Raw genomic sequence first — 17,721 nt, forward strand, 5'->3', positions numbered from 1 at the left:
GTGTAAGCCACGGTTCACCTGAACACGAGTTCAGGCATACGGAGGCAGGCCGTGCACGACGACATCCGCGATCCCGTTCCCGCTCTCGCCCGCGAGATCCTCGAGCTGTACCGCGGTCCACTCACCGAGGTGCGCTTTCCCGATCTCGATCGGTCGATCCTCGAGACCGCCGAGGGCGAGCTGATCGACGCCCAGCGCACCCTCGAGGCGGCCGAGCGCGCGCTCGAGGCGGCGCGCGCGGTGGTCGCGGAGCGAACCGCGACGCTGACCGCGAAGGCCCAGCGTGGCCTCTCGTACGCGAAGGTGTTCACCGAGGACCAGCCCGAGCTGCGCGAGCGCGTCACCGCGATCGCCGCGATCGCGTCGGTGGTCCGCCGGCCCGAGCCCGCGCGCGACGAGGCGTCGGCGGCGGCGAACGCGCCGAAGAAGCGCGGCCGCCCGCGGAAGATCCGCGAGGAAGAGGGGGCCGCGCCGCTCTTCGCCGAGGGCGCCCCGAGCACCGAGCTCGAGCTCGACACGGAGCTCGCCGACTCCGAGGCCGCGTAGCCCGCGGCCGCCCCCGGAGGGGAGTTCCGCTCTGGCCGCAACTCTCCCGGGTCGACCGCCCGGCTTGATTCCCGGACGCGCTCCCGGGTATGGAGGACTGGCGTCGGCAGTTTCGCGCACAATCCGGAGGCGGAATGGCTCGAGCGACACTTGGTTCCTTGGCCTGGCTGGCAATCGCAGCGCTGGGCACGCTCCTCTCGCTCACGGTTCCAGCGACGCGCGCCGAGGCGCAGCGCGGCATCCCGGTCAACGTCGAGTCCGTTCCCCCGGGCGCGACCGTCTATCTCGACACGCCCGACGGGGCGCCCCTCGGCACCACGCCGCTCACCGCGGTCCGCGTCCCCGCGGGCGCGCACACGCTGATCTTCCGGATGCCGAACTTCGAGGAGGCGCGGCTCACGGTGACGGTGCGCCGTCGCCGCGAGACGTTCCGCGCCGTCCTCCGTCCGCTCGGCACCATCGAGGTCAGCGCGGGCAACGAAGGCGCGCGCGGCGCGCAGGTGCGGATCGACGGCCAGGTCGTCGGCGGAGGCACCCTCGGATCGCTCCCGATCCGGGTGGAGAGCCTCCAGCCGGGCCGGCACCAGGTCGAGATCTCGCGCGAGGGCTACAACAACTTCGAGCAGTGGGTCGAGGTGCAGGGCGGACAGGTGGTCCGCGTCACCGCGATGCTCGAACGTGCGGCGCCGACGACGGGCTCGATCCTCGTCAGCGCCGACATCCAAGGCGCACCGATCTTCCTCGATGGTCAGCCACGAGGCGCGACGACGACGGTGCTCGACGACGTGCCCGCGGGCATGCACCAGATCGAGATCCGGCCGGAGGGCGAGGACGTCCAGCCGTTCTCGCAGCAGGTGCTGGTGCAGGCGGGACAGCGCGCGACGGTGAGTGCGACGCTGCGCCGCGCGCAGACCGCGCCGACGACCGGATCGATCGCGGTCATCACCGACGCGCCGAACGCCGAGGTGCGCATCAACGGTCAGCCGCTGCCGCTCGGCACGTTCTCGCGCGACGGTCTCGCGCCGGGCAACTACGTCGTGCAGGTGATCGCGGAGGGGCACCAGGCGTTCCGCCGCGAGGTCACGGTCACGGCGGGACAGACGACGTCGGTCGACGCGCAGCTCGCGCGCGAGCTCGGTCCGCCGGGCCGCATCAACATCGTAGTCGCGAACGTCTCGGGCGCCCGGGTCACGGTCGACGGCGAGGAGCGCTCGGCGCCGTTCGTCGTGAACCAGCCGGAGGCGGGCACGCACGCGGTGGTGGTTCGCGCCGACGGCTACGAAGAGGTCAGCTTCACCTGCTCGACCGCGCCGGGCGCGCCTCCGGGCGACTCGTGTGATCGCACGATCAACATGGCGCCCCTCGCGGTGGCGCTGCGGGTGACGCTGCAGGAGGAGATCGAGGGCGTCGCGGTGCTCACCGTCGACGGTCGCGAGATCGGCCAGGTGCCCTACGAGGGCCGGGTCCCGGTGGGCGATCACACCTTCGAGGTGAGCGCCGAGGGCTACGAGCCGTTCCGCCGGCAGATGCTGGTGAGCTACGGCGAGGGCGCGATCACGATCGACGCGCACCTGCGCGACTCGAGCGAGGAAGCGGCGGCCGAGGGCACGACGCACTCCGCGCTGCCGATCGCGATGAACCACCCGATGATCGACGCGTCGATCGGCTGGCCGTACCTCGCCGAGCTGCGCCTCTCGATCGGCCTGCACGAGCTCTTCGACGCGGGCTTCGGCATTCGCACCTTCGGGCGCATCACGGAGTTCGAGGGTCGCCTGCGCTTCGGCGGTCGCGTGCTGCGTCAGCTCGCGTTCGGTGTGCAGACGCGCTTCGGCGGCGGCATCGGGCCGAGCAGCAGCGTCGGCACCCCCGACTACTCGGAGTTCGACGGCGATCCGACGATGGCGGGCGACCAGCCGCTGCCGAACGAGCTCCACCAGGAGTACCGCCCGGGCGTGCCCGGTGAGGCGCGCTGGGATTACCCGGTCAACACCGCGTTCTTCTCGGTCGAGGGCCTGATGTCGCTCCTCCTCGAGCCGATCGCGGCGGTCACGCTCTGGCTCGGGATGGACATCACGAGCGACGAGTACGCGGCGAGCGCGCGCAACTCGAGCGCCTACGCCGACTTCAACTCGGAGGGCGGCCCGATCTGCGTGACCGACGGGACCGAGCTGCACTGCGATCGCCAGGACATGGCGCGCTTCCGCCTCGGCGGCGCGGTGGACTTCGTCCTCTCGGCGAACTTCAACATCTGGTTCATCTTCGAGGGCGTGCTCGCGCAGACGAGCGATCACCGGCGCATGCTGAGCGGCTTCATCGGCGACGCGCTGGACATCCGCATCTATCCGCGGCTCGGCATCACCTACAAGTTCTGACCTCGCGGGTCGGAACGATCACGATGCGCCCCGGGACGAGCTCGTCCCGGGGCGCGTTCGTTTCGGAAACCGAACCGACATCCGAAACGGAGTCACCTCGCGCGGCCGGTGGTACGTTCGCGTCCGTGGTGCGCGGCCTCGCGCGGATCTTCGCTCTCGTCGTCCTGTTGCTCGCGCCGACCTCGCTCGCCGCGGCCCAGGAGGCGTCCGCGGGCGCCAGCCCACGACGACCCGAGCAGCTCGATCCAGCTGCGCCGCTGACGTTGCGTCCCGAGGCCCCGCTCCGGCCGCTCGCCGAGCGGGTCGCGCGGATGCTCTCGCTGCGCGCCCAGGTCGAGATCACGGTGGGCGAGCCTCCGCCTCCCGGCGTGCCCGAGGCCGTGCCCGCCGCGCACGTCGGACTGATCCGCGAGGGCGCCGAGGTGCTCGTGACGCTCGGCGGGCCCCAGGGGCTGCTCTACCAGAGCCGGCTCGATCTCCCCCCGGCGCGCGACGCCGCGGTGCGCGCGGTGGCGCTGGCGGTCGAGGCGCTCCGCGATGCCGCGCTCGAGGGACCGCCCCCCAGCGATCGCGCCGAGGGCCCGGGCGCACGCCCCGGCGAGCGGGTGAGCTTCGTGTACTACGAGCAGGAGGGCGGGCTCTTCGGGGTGCGGCGCCGCATCGAGCCGATCGCGCGCCCCACGATCTACCTGCGGCTCCTGCTCGGGTTCTCGACCGCGCGCGACACCGCGCTGGTCGGCCCCGGCGTCGGCGTCGGCCTCTGCATCGACATGAGCTGTCTCGTGCTCGAGGGCGATCTGCCGCTGATCCCCGAGGAGCGATCGACGTCGCTGGGCGAGATCGTCCAGTACCGGCCGATCAGCGTCGGGATGCGCTTCCAGCTGCGCCCCTGGCGGTGGGGTGACTTCGTGCCCGCGCTCACGTTCGGCGTGCTCACCCGCTTCGGGAACGCGTGGATCGAGGCGACCGACGCCTCGCAGACCGTGACGGCGTTCGGGCTCCGGGCCACGCTCGAGCTCGCGTGGATCTTCGCGGCGCCGTTCGAGATCGTGCTCGAGCCCGGCATCGATTTCGTGAGCAATCCCGCACGTTTCGTGCGTGATGGCGAGGCCGTCTTCCTGGAAGACGTGGTGACGGTCTGGGGCGTGATCGGCGTGAGGCTGCGGCCGTGATCCATGCCACGATGCGCACGGCGCCCGTTCCGTCGGCGCTTGGAATTCTCGGCTGTCGAGGACGACCCCCCGGCGTGATGGACGTGACCACGAGCACGCGCGAGAGCGCCCTGGAGCCGCTCGAGAGGGCGCTGCCGTGAGACGGGACGTGGCGATGCGCGTCATCGAAGGGGGCGGAGCCGACGCCGGGCGCGCGGAGTCGCGCTCCCCGGTGGACCAGGAAGAGCGCGCGCTGCTCACGCGCGCGGCAGGGGGCGACGACGCCGCGGTGCGGCGGCTGTACCGCGACCACGTCGACCGCGTGTTCCGCACCGTCGCGCGGATCCTCGGCTCGAGCGATCCCGACGTCGAGGACGTGGTCCAGCAGACCTTCCTCGCCGCGCTCGACGGGGCCGATCGCTTCGACGGGCGCTCCAAGCTCTCGACGTGGATCATCGGCATCGCGACCCGCCGGGCCCTCGACCAGGCGCGCGACCGCTGGCGTCGCTCCCGCTGGCAGCGGGTGACCGAGTGGGTCGGCCTGGGGCGCGCCGCAGGACGTCCCGACGACACCCACGACTCGCGATCGCTCGCGGAGTGGGCCCTCGCGAAGCTCACCCCCGACCAGCGCACGGTGTTCGTGCTGCACGAGGTCGAGGGGCACACGCTCGCCGAGGTGAGCGCCATGACCGGCACCGGCATCTCGACGCTGCACGCCCGCCTGGTCGCGGGTCGGAAGCGGCTCGATGCCGCGCTCGCGTCCATCGGCGCCGAGACGCATTCGCTTCCGGGCAGTGGAGGAGACGATCATGACGCGACGTGATGCGAGCGCGCGAGCCGTGGATGCGCTCCGGGCGTCGCCGCCGGAGCTCGACGAGCTGCGGCGCGCGCGGATGGAACGGCGGCTCGTGGACGCGGTGGGCCGCGGAGAGCGGGCGCGCGAGACCGGCGTGGAGCCGCGCAGGAGCGGTGGGCGCGCGTGGGCCGCAGCGGGCGGTGCGCTCGCGGTCGCGGCGGTGGTCGGGCTCGCGGTGATCGTGCGTCCGGTGCTGTTCGGCGGCGGCGAGCAGCGCCCGGTGGCGCGCTTCGAGATGGGTGGGACGCGCACGGCGAGCGGGACGCTCGACGTGGGCGGTGCGCTCGAGGTCGGTCCGGGCGAGCGCGCCGAGGTGCGCGTGGGCGGCGTGGAGCTCGACCTCGAGGGCGGCAGCGCGATGCGCTTCGGCTCGCTCGACGTGCGCGACGTGCGCGTGGAGCTGACGAGCGGCGGCGTGGACGTCGCGTTCCATCCGCGCGAGCGCGGTCGCGAGCGGCTGAGCATCGAGACGCCGAGCGCGCGGGTCGAGGTCGTGGGCACCGTGTTCTCGGTGCGGCTCCAGGGCGGCGCGACGCGCGTCGCGGTGCGCGAGGGCACGGTGCGGGTGGTGCCGCGCAGGGCGTCGGAGAGCGCGGTGCTGGTGCACGCGGGCGAGAGCGTCGAGATCGACGGCGAGCCCGCGGCGGAGGCGCGCGCGCCCGAGCCCGCTGCGGCGCCGGTCGAGACGGTGGAGCCGCCGGTCGCGGTGGTGGTCGAGGCCGCTCCGCGCGCGCGCCGCGAGACCGCACCTGCAGCGCCGATCGCGCCCGCGCTCCCGCGCGCGGTCGAGCCCGCGGCCATCGAGATCGCCGACGAGGTCCCGAGCGCGGTGGTGCAGCCGCCCGAGGTCGCGCCGGTCTCGCCGCGACAGCGCCTCGCCGCCGCGCGCCACGTGCTCGAGGACCTGCGCGATCATCCGCGCGCCCGCGCGATGCTCGTCGAGCTGGTGCGCGATCGCGATGCGCCGATCGACGTGCGCGCCGAGGCGCAGACGCTGATCGCCGATTCGTTCCTCGCGACCGGCGAGGCGCACGAGGCCGCCGACGCGTACGAGCGCGCGGCGGCGCTGGGGCGTGGTCGTCCCGAGGGCGCGAACGCGCTCTTCTCGCTCGCGCGCCTGCAGGAGGGCGCGCTGCGCGATCGCGATGCCGCGCGTGCCACCTACGTGCGCTACCTCCAGGAGGCGCCGCACGGCGCGCACGCCCAGCTGGTGCGCGCGGCGGTCTGTCGGCTCGGCGGCGATCCCGCGGTCCCGTGCGGAGGAGGAGGCGCGCGTTGACCCCGCGCGCGATCGCGATCGTCCTCGCCGCGCTGGTGATCGGCGGGTGCTATCGCGACGTGACGATCACCGATCCGCTGTGGCGTGACGCGTCCGCGACGCACCTCGACGCGGGCGTGATCGACGCCGGGCGGCCGGACTCGGGATGGCGCGAGCCGGGCGGCACGTGCACGGAGTCGACGCCGGTCGATCTCCTGCTCGTCGTCGACTCGTCGGGCTCGATGGCGGAGGAGCAGGACAGCCTCGTCAGGCAGCTCCCGCGGCTGGTCGGCGAGCTCGTCGATCCGCCCGACCGCGACGGCGATCGACAGCCCGACTGGCCCGCGATCACCGATCTCCACGTCGGCGTGATCACGCCCGATCTCGGCAGCGGAGGCTTCGAGGTCCCGAGCTGCGCCGCGGGCCGCTTCGGGGTGCGCTTCGGCGACGACGCGGTGCTGCGCGAGACCTCTTCGGTCAGCGAGTGCAGCGCGACGTATCCGCCGGTCTTCGAGTTCGGCGCGGGCGACGATCCCGACGTCTTCGCGGCCGAGGTGGCGTGCGTCGCGCGCGTCGGCACCGCCGGCTGCGGCTTCGAGCAGCCCCTCGAGGCCGCGCTCAAGGCGGTCTCGCCCTCCACCCCTCAGCCCTACACCGCGCCGGACTACGTGCCGCCGACCTTCGTCGAGGGCACGTCGGGCCACGCCGACGGCGCGAACGCCGGGTTCCTGCGCGATGACTCGCTGCTCGCGGTGGTGATCCTCACCGACGAAGAGGACTGCTCGGTGCGCGACGTCGAGCTCTTCGACACCTCGTCGCCCCGCTACGTCTCGGATCTGAACCTGCGCTGCTTCGCGTACCCCGAGGCGCTGCATCCGGTCGAGCGCTACGTCGACGGGCTGCTCGCGCTGCGCGCCGATCGTCCCGACCTCTTCGCGCTCGCGGTGATCGCAGGGATCCCGGTGGACGCCGCGGTCGATCTTCCGTCGGCCGACGACTACGACCGCATCCTCGCGCGCCCCGAGATGGAGGAGCGCCTCGACCCCGAGATGCCGACGCGCCTCGTGCCCTCGTGCAACGGACCGACCGGGATCGCGTTCCCCCCGCGGCGCCTGGTGCGCGCGGTGGCGGGGCTCGGCCGTGGCCGAGGGACGGTGCAGTCGATCTGCCAGACCGACTTCACGCCGGCGGTCGCGCCGATCGTGTCGCTGATCGGACGTCGTGCGTGCGCCGAGCACGCGCCGCTCTGATCGCGTGTTAGGGTCCGCCCCATGATCGAGGGGCTCTTCATCGTCCTCGAGGGCGTCGACGGCGCAGGCACCACGACGCACACGAAGCGACTCGCCGACGCGCTGCGCGACCGCGGCCTGCCGGTGCACACCACGCGCGAGCCGAGCGACGGCCCGATCGGCGTGCAGATCCGGCAGATCCTCACCGGGCGCCTGGTGGTGCCGGGCATGACCGGCCCGCGACCGCCCTCGTGGACGACGATGGCCCTGCTCTTCGCCGCCGATCGCATGGACCACGTCGAGGCGTCGATCACGCCGAACCTGATGGACGGCGTCACCGTGATCAGCGACCGCTACTACCACTCGTCGGTCGCGTACCAGTCGATCACCGGCGGCGGCGAGCCCGAGACGATCGCGTGGGTGAAGGAGATCAACCGCCACGCGCGGCGTCCCGACCTCACGATCGTGCTCGACGTGCCCGACGAGGTCGCGGCGCGACGTCGTGCGGCGCGGGGAGCGAGCCGCGAGCTCTTCGACGACTACGAGCTGCAGACCCAGCTCGCGGCGTTCTACCGGCGCTTCGCCGAGCACTTCCCGGGCGAGCGCATCGAGTTCGTCACGGCCGACCGCGACGTCGAGGAGGTCGCGGCCGACGTGCTCGTGATCGTGAAGCGCCTCCGGCGCGATCCCGACTGAGCCTCGTGCACGACGTCGCTTGACGGCTCGTGCTCGGTCGCGTACGGAATGAACGTTCCGTCGCATGACTCCGCCTCGCAGCGATCCCGACACCGGCAAGCGCGACGTCATCCTCGACGCCGCGCTCGAGCTCTTCGCGGAGCGGGGCTTCCACGGGACGGCGGTGCCGCTGGTCGCGGAGCGCGCGAAGGTCGGCGCCGGCACGATCTATCGCTACTTCGAGAGCAAGGAGCACCTCGTCAACGCGCTCTACCGCCGCGAGAAGCAGCGCATGACGGCGGCGCTCGCCGACGGGTTCCCCTTCGATCGCCCGGCGCGCGAGCAGTTCCACGTGCTCTTCGAGCGCGCGATCGTGTTCATGAAGGCCAACGCGGTCTCGGTGCGCTTCCTCGAGCTGCACCACCACGCGGACTATCTCGACGCCGAGAGCCGCGCCCTCGAGGAGCAGGGCAACGCGATGGTCGAGGCCGCGTTCCGCGTCTCGATCGCACAGCTCGCGATGCGCGACCTGCCGCCCGCGCTGCTGGTCGCGATCGTGTGGGGCGTGTTCGACGGGCTGCTCCGCGCGTGGTCCGAGGGACGGCTCGAGCTGAGCGAGGAGACCGTCGCGCAGGCCGAGCAGTGCTGCTGGGAGGCGATCCGACGCTGAGGATCGCCCCTTTTTTGTCCTGAATACGGAATGAACGTTCATCCCCTGGAGGCGAAGATGGCGTCGAAGCAGATCGTCCTGATCACCGGTGGCACCGCGGGCATCGGCAAACACACCGCGCTGCACCTGCACGCGCGCGGGCACCGCGTGATCGCGACCGGGCGCAACGAGAAGGCGATGGCCGAGCTGCGCCGGCACGGCATCGAGACGGTCGCGCTCGACGTGACGAGCGCCGAGTCGATCCGCGCTGCGAAGGACACGATCGATCGCATGACCGAGGGCCACGGCGTCGACGTGCTCGTGAACAACGCGGGCTACGGGCTCTTCGGTCCGGTGGAGATGCTGTCCGACGAGGACGTGCGCGCGCAGTTCGACACCAACGTGTTCGGCCTGCTCGCGGTCACGCGCGCGTTCGTGCCGCAGATGCGCGCACGCGGCGCGGGGCGCGTGATCAACGTGAGCAGCGTCGGCGGGCGCATGGTGTTCCCGCTGGGCGGCGTCTATCACGCGACGAAGTACGCGGTGGAGGCGCTCAGCGACGCGCTGCGGATGGAGCTGCGCCAGTTCGGGATCCGGGTGTCGGTGATCGAGCCGGGGTACATCAAGACCGAGTTCACCGCGACGACGATGGGGCTGCTCCGCAAGTACGAGGCGGAGGGCTCGCCGTATGCGCGCGCGATGGCGGTCGCGGGGAAGGCCGACGAGGCGATCGGGCCGCTCGCGGTGGGGCCGGAGTCGGTCGCGCGGGCGATCGAGCACGCGGCGGTGTCGCGATGGCCGCGCGCCCGCTACGTCGCGCCGTTCTACAACGCGCTCGGGCCGGTGATGCTCGCGCTGCTGCCGCGCTGGCTGAGCGATTGGGCGTTCCGGCGCGTCGCGGGGCTGAACGCGGGCGCGCCCAGCGACGCGCCGCGGCTGCCGGCGCAGGCGGCGTGACGCGGCGCGCGGGGCGCGTCGCGGCGAGGGCGGGGGCGAAGGCGGGTGAGGGGGCGAGGGCGGGTGAGGGGGCGAGGGCGGGTGAGGGGGCGAGGGCGCGCGCGAATGCGTGCGAGCGCGGGTGCGCGCTGCGCGCGGCATGGCGAGCCGGAACGCCGATCGCGGCGGCGCGACGGGCAGCTCGCGGATGCGGCACGCGGCACCTGGTGGGCCGAGTTCCCGCTCGGGTCGTGCACCGACATACGCACGTTGCGAGCTGACCGCGTCAACGGCGCGTCCTCGGCGCCGCTGCTCCGCGGCGGCGCCTCAGTCGACGATCGGGAAGCGCAGCTCGCGGCGCTCTTCGCCGCGCAGCACGACGATCGTGAGCTCGCTCGCGACGCGCAGGCCCGTCCACACCGTGAAGGCGTGCTCGGGGCGCTCGATGCCCTGGCCGTTCACCTGCACGATCGTGTCGCCCGGCGCGAGGTCGAGGCCCGCGAAGAGCGCCTCGTCGCGCAGCTCGACCACCCGGAACCCGACGAAGCGCCCGTCGCGCAGATCGGGCTCGGTGCCGATGCGCTGGAGGAAACGTCCGAGGCCCGCCTCGAGCACTTCGTCGAGCATCGCGCGCTGGATGACGCTCGCGCCCTCGGGCACCGGCGCGAGCGGCGCGGCGGCGACCGGCTCGGGCTCGGCGTGTGCGGGCGCGGGGGGCGGTGCGCTCCCACATCCGACGCCCACGAGCAGCACGATCCCCAGCGGCAGCGCGACGCGCATCCCATCGGGGTACCCGAGGCGGCCAGGGCGCGTCCAGTTTCGTTCCGGGCGGGAGAAGGGGTGTAGGATCGGGCCGCTTCGCTCGGAGGGTGGATGCGCTGGATCTTGGCGTTCGCTGTCGTGGTGATGTGGACGAGCGCGGGCTGGGTGCCCGCGGCGCGCGCGCAGGAGCGGTCGTCGATCGAGACCGCCCGCGCGCACATGGAGCAGGGGCAGGCCTACTACCTCCAGGGGCGCTTCGGAGAGGCCGCCGCGGAGTTCGAGGCCGCCTACGAGGCGGAGCCCTTCAGCGCGTTCCTCTACAACGCGGCCGTCGCCTACGAGAACGCGGGGGACCTCTCGCGCGCGCTCGACTACTTCCGGAGCTACCTGCAGCGCGATCCCTCGGCGTCGGATCGCGAGGCCGTCGAGCAGCGCGTCACGCGCCTGACCGCCGAGCTCGAGCGCCGCCGCGCCGCCGCGGAGGCCACGCCGCCGCCCGCCGAAGAAGGCGCGGCCCCGCCCGCCGAAGGCGCGCCGCCGGTCGAGAGCGCTGCGCCGATCGAGGCCGCGCCCCCTCCGGCCGCGCTGCCCGAGGACTTCAAGTCGCTCGTCTCGGTCCGCACCGATCCCGAGGGCGCGACCATCACGATCGCGCAGGAGGGCCGCGAGGTCGCGCGCGGCTCGTCGCCCTTCTCGTACACGCTCGATCAGGGCCGCTACCACGTCCGCATCGAGCACCCCGACTTCAACGTCGCGGAGCAGGACATCACGGTCGAGCCCGGCAAGGTCTACGTCGTGATCGTCAACCTCAGCCAGGGCGAGTTCCTCGGCTACCTGCGGGTCGTGAGCGACGTGCCCGGCGCGCAGGTCTTCGTCGACGATCGCGAGGCCGGGCCGCGTGGGCGCACGCCCTTCGAGGGACCGGTGCCGGTCGGCGCGCACCACGTGTGGATCGAGCGCGCCGGCTACGAGACGATCGAGCAGGACGTCGAGGTCGGCGTCGGCGAGGAGCGCGACGTGCGCGTCGAGCTGCAGCGCGTCGCGTTCGGTCGCGTGCGCGTGATCGGCAACGTGCGCGGCGCGCGCGTGCGCGTCGACGGAGAGCTCGTGGGCACGGTGCCCTACGAGGGGCAGGTGCCGGCGGGCGAGCACGTGGTGCGCGTCGAGTCGGACGGCATGAAGGCGTGGGAGCAGCGCGTCGAGATCGCGCGCGGACAGCTGACGCCGCTCCGGGTGCGGCTGCGGCCCGACGTCGGGCGCGGCGGCGCGTGGGTCGCGTCGACGTTCGCGGTGCTGCTCGCGGGCGGCGGCGTGGCCCTCGCGTTCGTCGCCGAGGATCTGCGGGCGACGCTCGAGCGCGAGCGCGACGCGGGCACGCTCGCGACGAACGACGAGCGGCTCGATCACGGGCTCTACTACACGATCGGTGCGGACACGGCGTTCGGCCTCGCGCTGATCGTCGGCGCGGTGGGTCTCTACTACCTGCTCTACGATCCGCTGCCGCCCTCCGAAGGAACGGTGCTCGAAGCGCGCGACTGGGCGCTGGCGCCGATGTTCGATCCGCGCACCGGCACGATCGGTGCGGCCGCGGGAGGTCGTTTCTGATGCGCGCCTCGAGGATGCTCGGGATCGCGATCGTGCTCGCCGGGTGCGATCCGACGGTCTGGGACGGCGTGCGCAACGACGCGCCGGTGCTGGTGATCGACGGGCCCGGTGGCGGCGTCGCGGGCGACTTCGGTCGCGTCATCGTCGGCTTCGAGGGCGAGGTCGCGGGCGGCGGGGTGTCGCGCTACGCGGTGACCGGCGGCGTGGGCTCGTTCGGCAGCTCCGCGTTCTACGTGTTCGGCGGCTACGACGGATTGCCCTCCGATCCGACGCCCCGCTTCGAGAACTCGCTGCTCTTCGAGGGCTGCGACGAGGGCGAGTGCGCCGAGGGCCACGGCGCGTCGCTCGCGGCGTTCCCCGAGTGGACGCTGGGCGACGGACGCATGCTGCACGCGTGCATCGCCGCGCCCTCGCTCTCGACCGGGAGCGTGCAGATCCGCTGCGAGGATCTGACGCTCACCCAGACCATCGCGGGGCCGAGCGGCGAGGCGTTCGGCACGTCCGCCGCGGGCATCCCGCACGCGCAGCATCGCGTGGGCGCGGCGCTCTTCGGCGCGCCCGACGCGAGCAGCGGTGAGGGCGCGATCTATCGCCTCCCGATCGGCGGCGGCGCGCCGGTGCGCATCGATCTCTCGGGCGCGATGCTCCCCGCGGGCGCGCACGTGGGCGCGCAGCTCGCGGTCGCGCCGCTCGACGGTCGCGCGGTGATGTTCGCCGCGCGCGCCGACCTCGAGGGCGACACCGACCGCGTGGTGATCGGCACGATCGACATCGACGACGCGGCGGTCACCACCGTGACGGTCCGGGGCTGCCTCGAGGGGCCCGGCGGCTACGGCAGCGCGCTCGCGATCGGCGATCTCGACGGAGACGACGTGGCCGACGTCGTGATCGGCACGAGCATCGACGCGACCGAGCAGCGCATCGACGTCATCGAGGGCGCCGCGCTGCCCGCGAGCACGTCGTGCGCGGCCGACGCGACGCAGCCCACGAACGTGTCGTCGATCACGTGCCCCGACGTCGCGACCGACGACGTGGCGTGCGGCGACGACGAGCGCATCGGGCTCGGCGCCGCGCTGGCGATCGGCGACGTCGACGGAGACGGAACGAACGATCTGATCGCGGGTGCGCCGGCGGCGAGCCCCGAGGGGCGCGCCGGCGGCGGCGCGGTGTTCGTGCTCGCGGGGCAGGCCGGCGCGCTCGGCATGCTGGGCATCCGCAGCGTCGCGCTCTACCACTCGTCGCAGACCCAGGGCATGCAGCTCGGCACGGCGGTCGCGGCGGTGCGCGGCGCCGACCGCAGCGAAGTGGTGGCGGGCGCGCCCGGAGAAAGGCAGATCGTGGTGTTCCTCTGCTCGGGCCTCGGTGACGACGTGCCGATGGATGGTCGCGACCGCGGCTGCCTCTGAGCGATGCGAGGAGAACGCCGGAGCGAAGCTCCGGCCAGAAAATCGAACGAGATGCGAGAAAAGAAGCAGATCCTGATCGCCGACGACGAGGCGAACCTGCGCCGTGTGCTCGGCGCGCAGCTGCAGCGCGACGGCTACGACGTGCTGATGGCGGAGGACGGAGAGCAGGCGCTCGCGACGCTCGCCGATCACCACGTGGACGTGGTGATCAGCGATCTGCGCATGCCGAAGCTCGACGGGATGCAGCTGCTGAAGCGCATCACCGCGTCGCAGCCCGAGCTGCCGGTGATCATCATCACCGCGCACGGCACGGTCGACACCGCGGTCGAGGCGCTCAAGCTCGGCGCGTTCGACTACGTCACCAAGCCCTTCGATCGCACGGAGTTCAAGAACGTCGTCGACAAGGCCTCGCGCACCGCCGAGCTGCGGCAGCGCGAGGGCGAGATGGCCGAGCGCGGCCTGATCGGGCAGTCGCCCGCGATGCTCTCGATCTACTCGGTGATCGAGAAGGTCGCGGACACGCCGAGCACCGTGCTGATCACCGGCGAGAGCGGCACCGGCAAGGAGCTCATCGCGCGCGCGCTGCACGAGAAGAGCTCGCGCCACGACAAGCCGTTCATCCGCGTGAACTGCGCCGCGATCCCCCGCGACCTGATCGAGAGCGAGCTCTTCGGGTACGAGAAGGGCGCGTTCACCGGCGCGGTCACGAGCAAGCCGGGCCGCTTCGAGCTCGCCGACGGAGGCACGCTCTTCCTCGACGAGATCGGCGAGATCCCGGTGAACATGCAGGTGAAGCTGCTCCGCGCGATCCAGGAGCAGGAGTTCGAGCGCGTCGGCGGCATCAAGACGATCGAGGTCGACGTGCGCCTCATCGCCGCGACCAACCGCGACCTCGCGCAGGAGATCAAGGAGCAGCGCTTCCGCGAGGATCTCTACTACCGCCTCAACGTCGTGCAGATGCGGCTGCCCCCGCTGCGCGAGCGCCAGGGCGACATCCCGCTGCTGGTCGAGCACTTCGTGAAGCGCTTCCGCGAGCGCCTGAAGAAGTCGCGCGTGGTCGGCGTGAGCGAGAACGCGATGGAGGTGCTCCTCGCGCATCCGTGGCCGGGCAACATCCGCGAGCTCGAGAACGTGATCGAGCGCGCGATGCTGTTCTGCGACGGCGAGCGCATCGACGTCGGCGATCTGCCGCCCGATCTGCGCACCGTTCCGTCGAGCTCGCCGGGCTCGCACGCCGCGCCCGCGAGCGCGCGTCGCGCCGAGGCCGCGCACGACGACGAAGAGGACGAGGATCTCGGCGAGGAGCCGACGGCGAGCGGCGAGATCGGGCTCAAGGAGCTGGTGCGCGAGGCCGCGGCGAAGGTCGAGCGCGAGCTGATCGTGCGCGCGCTGCAGCAGACCGGCGGCAACGTCACGCACACCGCGCGCCTCCTCAAGATCTCGCGCAAGAGCCTGCAGACGAAGATGAAGGAGCTCGGCCTCCGCGAGGCACGCGAGGACTGAGGCGCGGAGGCGTTCACGACCACGCTCACGTGATCGTCGACGTGATCGTGGTCGTGAACGGCGACGGCTCAGATCCCGGTCGCGTGGATCACCATCACGCGCCCCGCATCGCTCCACGCGTCGGACACCACCACGTCGTCGAGCCCATCGCCGTTCAGATCGCCGACGCGCCACGGCGCGATCGCCCCCTCGATCCACAGCTCCGACTCCTCGAGCGCGAGCTCGCCCCCGATGTCGCCGCCGTAGACGACGTACACGCGGGCCGCGCGCAGTGGCTCGCCCGTTCCGTCGCGCCGCGGCGCCATGCTGCCGATCGCCAGCTCGTCGCGCCCGTCGGCATCGAGATCGCCGATCACCGCGAGCGCGATGCCCGCGCGCTCGTCGTCCTCGCTGCCGATCAGCACCGCGCTCGCGTCCTCGACGCGGAGCGCGCCGCGCAGTGGCCCGCGGAACACGAGCACACGACCCGGGTTCAGGCCCGGCACCCCGAGCAGGTACGTGTCGAAGGGCAGCCCGATCGCGAGATCGATCTCGCCGTCGCCGTCGAGATCCCCACCCGCCACGGCGAACGGGTGGGCGTCGAGCACCCGGGGCAACGTCAGCGTCGCGCGCACCGTGCGCGCCCAGTCGCCCACCATCACGTCGACGCGCGGCTCGTACTCGCGCGCGCCGATCGCGTCGACGACCTCGCGGTAGACGCCCATCGCGAGATCGTCTCGACCATCACCGTCGACGTCGCCGAGCGTCGCGAGCTGTCCGCCGGGGAGCTCGCCGCCGCTCCCCCCGAGCGTGGCCGCAGGGAACGCGTCGGTGGTCAGCGGGCCCTCGAACACCACCACGCCGCCCGCGGTCGGACGTGCGCCGGCGCCGAGGGTCAGCGCGCCGATCGCGAGGTCCAGCGCCGCGCTGCCGCCGAGCTCTCCCGCCGCGAGCTGGACCTGCGCGTTCTGCGGGAGCAGGTAGCCCGAGAGCGTGTCGGCGTCGCGCACGCCCTCGTAGGGTCCGGGCGCGAACAGCACCCGGCTCGTCGTGCCCGCGCTCGCCTCGCCGACGACCAGATCGGCCGCGCCGTCGGCGTCGAGATCGGCGCGCGCGAGCGCCGCGCCGAGGTGCCCGTGGACGCGCGTCCCGTCGACGCGCGCCTCGGCCGTGCTGAGCGAGCGCTCTCCCGCGAACGGCCCGAGCGCGACGTACACCGAGCCCGCGGCGCGCGTCTCGCCCACCGCGCGGTACGGCGCGCCGATCGCGAGGTCGAGCGTGCCGTCGCGATCCGCATCGAGCGCGACGACCGCGGCGCCTGCGACGTCGAGCGCGCGCTCTCCGAGCAGCACCGCGTCGGCGTCGCGCTCGTCGAGCGCACCGCGCAGTCGACAGTCCGCGCCGTCGCCCTCGCAGTCCTCGAGCACGCCGGTGCCGCAGATCTCGGGCGCGCCCGGGTAGCGCGTGGTGTCCGTGTCGTCGCAGTCGAGCGCGGTCGCGACGGTGCCGGGCGCGGGCACGCACCCGACGTGGGCCCGCGAAGGATCGCCGTGGCCGTCGCCGTCGCGATCCTCGAACGACGTGACCGGCTCGGCGCCGCCGGGGCACGCGGGGCGCTCGTGCGAGAGCGCGCATCCCGAGAGGACGAGCGCGAGCAAAGCGAGGTGATGCATGCGGCCGAGCGTGCGCGCGCTCGGTCGCGCGCCACGAGTTAAGCCGATTAAGCCGTTGTGTCGTGACCACGCCCTCCTACTTCACCGACCAGGAGGTGTCCGTGGCCAAGATGCGTGCGGTGCAGGTCTCGCGTCGCGGCGGGCCGCTCGAGCAGGTCGAGCGCGAGGTCCCCCAGCCGCGCGCGGGCGAGGCGCGGATCGCGGTGCGCGCGTGCGGCGTCTGCCACAGCGACGCCGCGGTGGTCGAGGGCGCGCTGCCGGGGCTCGAGTATCCGCGGGTGCCCGGCCACGAGGTGGCCGGGGTCATCGACGCGCTCGGGCCCGGCGTCACGGCGTGGAAGCTCGGCGACTACGTCGGCGTGGGCTGGAACGGCGGCTACGACGGCACCTGCGACGCGTGCCGGCGCGGCCGCTTCTTCGGATGCGTCGCGACCAAGATCACCGGCGCCAGCTTCGACGGCGGGTATGCCGAGCACATGATCGCGCCGGTCAGCGCGCTGGTGCGCTTGCCCAGCGAGCTCTCGCCGATCGACGCCGCGCCGCTCATGTGCGCCGGCGTCACCACCTTCAACGCGCTGCGCAACAGCGGCGCGCGGCCCGGCGACCTCGTCGCGATCCACGGCATCGGCGGGCTCGGCCACCTCGGCGTGCAGTTCGCCGCGCGCATGGGCTTCCGCACCGTCGCGATCGCGCGCGGGAGCGACAAGGAGCCGCTCGCGAAGCAGCTCGGCGCGACGCGCTACATCGACAGCCAGGCCGTCGATCCCGTCGAGGAGCTGACCAAGCTCGGCGGCGCGACCGCGATCCTCGCGACGGTCACCAGCGGCAAGGCGATGAGCGCGATCCTCGGCGGGCTCGGGCCCGCGGGACGGCTGATCGTGATCGGCGCCACGCCCGACCCGATCGAGGGGAACGCCTACGCGCTCATCAGCGGCGCACGATCGATCCAGGGCGCGTACTCGGGCACCTCGATCGACTCCCAGGACACCGCCGCGTTCAGCCTGCTCACCGGCGTGCGATCGATGAACGAGATCTTCCCGTTCTCCGAGGCGCCCCAGGCCTACGCCCGCATGATGAGCGGCAAGGCGCGCTTCCGCGTGGTGCTGACGATGAACGGCTGA

The 17,721-nt window shown here is 73.0% G+C and carries 15 protein-coding genes; 13 read left to right on the forward strand and 2 right to left on the reverse strand.

Annotated features, from left to right (window positions below):
* Window positions 1–51: 51 nt before the first annotated feature.
* The 9 genes from I5071_RS45045 (at window position 52) to I5071_RS45085 (ending at window position 9,693) form a co-directional block, all read left to right on the forward strand.
* Window positions 52–546 (forward strand): hypothetical protein, encoded by a 495-nt coding sequence (locus I5071_RS45045; protein ID WP_236519628.1) that lies wholly within the window; start codon window positions 52–54, stop codon window positions 544–546.
* A gap of 158 nt (window positions 547–704) precedes the next feature.
* Entirely contained in the window at window positions 705–2,918 is a 2,214-nt protein-coding gene (locus I5071_RS45050) for a PEGA domain-containing protein (protein ID WP_236519629.1), read from the forward strand.
* Between the two features lie 125 nt (window positions 2,919–3,043).
* Window positions 3,044–4,090, forward strand: coding sequence for a hypothetical protein (locus I5071_RS45055; RefSeq protein WP_236519630.1), 1,047 nt, complete (start codon window positions 3,044–3,046; stop codon window positions 4,088–4,090).
* Between the two features lie 136 nt (window positions 4,091–4,226).
* On the forward strand, window positions 4,227–4,892 hold the full coding sequence (locus I5071_RS45060; RefSeq protein ID WP_236519631.1) for an RNA polymerase sigma factor: 666 nt from the start codon (window positions 4,227–4,229) through the stop codon (window positions 4,890–4,892).
* Window positions 4,879–6,204 carry a FecR family protein gene (locus tag I5071_RS45065; RefSeq protein WP_236519632.1) on the forward strand — a complete coding sequence of 442 codons (1,326 nt, stop codon included), beginning with the start codon at window positions 4,879–4,881 and terminating at the stop codon, window positions 6,202–6,204. The genes I5071_RS45060 and I5071_RS45065 overlap by 14 nt, the downstream gene beginning before the upstream one ends.
* Window positions 6,201–7,433, forward strand: a complete 1,233-nt coding sequence (locus I5071_RS45070) for a hypothetical protein (protein ID WP_236519633.1) — start codon at window positions 6,201–6,203, stop codon at window positions 7,431–7,433. Before I5071_RS45065 ends, I5071_RS45070 begins: the two co-directional genes overlap by 4 nt.
* A gap of 21 nt (window positions 7,434–7,454) precedes the next feature.
* Window positions 7,455–8,108, forward strand: a complete 654-nt coding sequence (gene tmk / locus I5071_RS45075; protein WP_236519634.1) for a dTMP kinase — start codon at window positions 7,455–7,457, stop codon at window positions 8,106–8,108.
* Window positions 8,109–8,172: 64 nt separating this feature from the next.
* Entirely contained in the window at window positions 8,173–8,757 is a 585-nt protein-coding gene (locus I5071_RS45080) for a TetR/AcrR family transcriptional regulator (RefSeq protein WP_236519635.1), read from the forward strand.
* Window positions 8,758–8,814: 57 nt separating this feature from the next.
* On the forward strand, window positions 8,815–9,693 hold the full coding sequence (locus I5071_RS45085; protein WP_236519636.1) for an SDR family oxidoreductase: 879 nt from the start codon (window positions 8,815–8,817) through the stop codon (window positions 9,691–9,693).
* Window positions 9,694–9,999: 306 nt separating this feature from the next.
* Here the strand turns inward: I5071_RS45085 and I5071_RS45090 are convergent, their stop codons facing one another.
* A complete protein-coding gene (locus I5071_RS45090; RefSeq protein ID WP_236519637.1) occupies window positions 10,000–10,452 on the reverse strand; it encodes a hypothetical protein in 453 nt (150 codons plus the stop codon).
* A 93-nt stretch (window positions 10,453–10,545) separates the two neighbouring features.
* On the opposite strand from I5071_RS45090, the gene I5071_RS45095 reads away from it, so the two are divergent.
* From I5071_RS45095 to I5071_RS45105, 3 genes are read left to right on the forward strand one after another with little or no spacing between them, the layout of a single operon-like run.
* Window positions 10,546–12,039, forward strand: a complete 1,494-nt coding sequence (locus I5071_RS45095; RefSeq protein ID WP_236519639.1) for a PEGA domain-containing protein — start codon at window positions 10,546–10,548, stop codon at window positions 12,037–12,039.
* Window positions 12,039–13,445: an integrin alpha gene (locus I5071_RS45100; RefSeq protein WP_236519640.1), complete on the forward strand. Its 1,407-nt coding sequence runs from the start codon at window positions 12,039–12,041 to the stop codon at window positions 13,443–13,445. Before I5071_RS45095 ends, I5071_RS45100 begins: the two co-directional genes overlap by 1 nt.
* A gap of 51 nt (window positions 13,446–13,496) precedes the next feature.
* Window positions 13,497–14,948, forward strand: a complete 1,452-nt coding sequence (locus I5071_RS45105; protein ID WP_236519641.1) for a sigma-54-dependent transcriptional regulator — start codon at window positions 13,497–13,499, stop codon at window positions 14,946–14,948.
* A 68-nt stretch (window positions 14,949–15,016) separates the two neighbouring features.
* Here I5071_RS45105 and I5071_RS45110 read toward each other — a convergent pair whose 3' ends face one another.
* Window positions 15,017–16,600, reverse strand: coding sequence for a MopE-related protein (locus I5071_RS45110; protein ID WP_236519643.1), 1,584 nt, complete (start codon window positions 16,598–16,600; stop codon window positions 15,017–15,019).
* A 101-nt stretch (window positions 16,601–16,701) separates the two neighbouring features.
* Here I5071_RS45110 and I5071_RS45115 point away from each other — a divergent pair, with 101 nt between their 5' ends.
* Window positions 16,702–17,721, forward strand: a complete 1,020-nt coding sequence (locus I5071_RS45115; protein ID WP_419249620.1) for an alcohol dehydrogenase — start codon at window positions 16,702–16,704, stop codon at window positions 17,719–17,721.

It is taken from the genome of Sandaracinus amylolyticus (assembly GCF_021631985.1).
GTDB classification, from domain to species: domain Bacteria; phylum Myxococcota_A; class Polyangia; order Polyangiales; family Sandaracinaceae; genus Sandaracinus; species Sandaracinus amylolyticus_A.

Coding starts and splice junctions, on each gene's coding strand:
- I5071_RS45065 (WP_236519632.1), top strand. CDS start 4,879: ATGACGCGACGTGATGCGAGCGCGCGAGCCGTGGATGCGCTCCGGGCG.
- tmk (WP_236519634.1), top strand. CDS start 7,455: ATGATCGAGGGGCTCTTCATCGTCCTCGAGGGCGTCGACGGCGCAGGC.
- I5071_RS45080 (WP_236519635.1), top strand. CDS start 8,173: ATGACTCCGCCTCGCAGCGATCCCGACACCGGCAAGCGCGACGTCATC.
- I5071_RS45085 (WP_236519636.1), top strand. CDS start 8,815: ATGGCGTCGAAGCAGATCGTCCTGATCACCGGTGGCACCGCGGGCATC.
- I5071_RS45090 (WP_236519637.1), bottom strand. CDS start 10,452: ATGCGCGTCGCGCTGCCGCTGGGGATCGTGCTGCTCGTGGGCGTCGGA.
- I5071_RS45095 (WP_236519639.1), top strand. CDS start 10,546: ATGCGCTGGATCTTGGCGTTCGCTGTCGTGGTGATGTGGACGAGCGCG.
- I5071_RS45100 (WP_236519640.1), top strand. CDS start 12,039: ATGCGCGCCTCGAGGATGCTCGGGATCGCGATCGTGCTCGCCGGGTGC.
- I5071_RS45105 (WP_236519641.1), top strand. CDS start 13,497: ATGCGAGAAAAGAAGCAGATCCTGATCGCCGACGACGAGGCGAACCTG.
- I5071_RS45110 (WP_236519643.1), bottom strand. CDS start 16,600: ATGCATCACCTCGCTTTGCTCGCGCTCGTCCTCTCGGGATGCGCGCTC.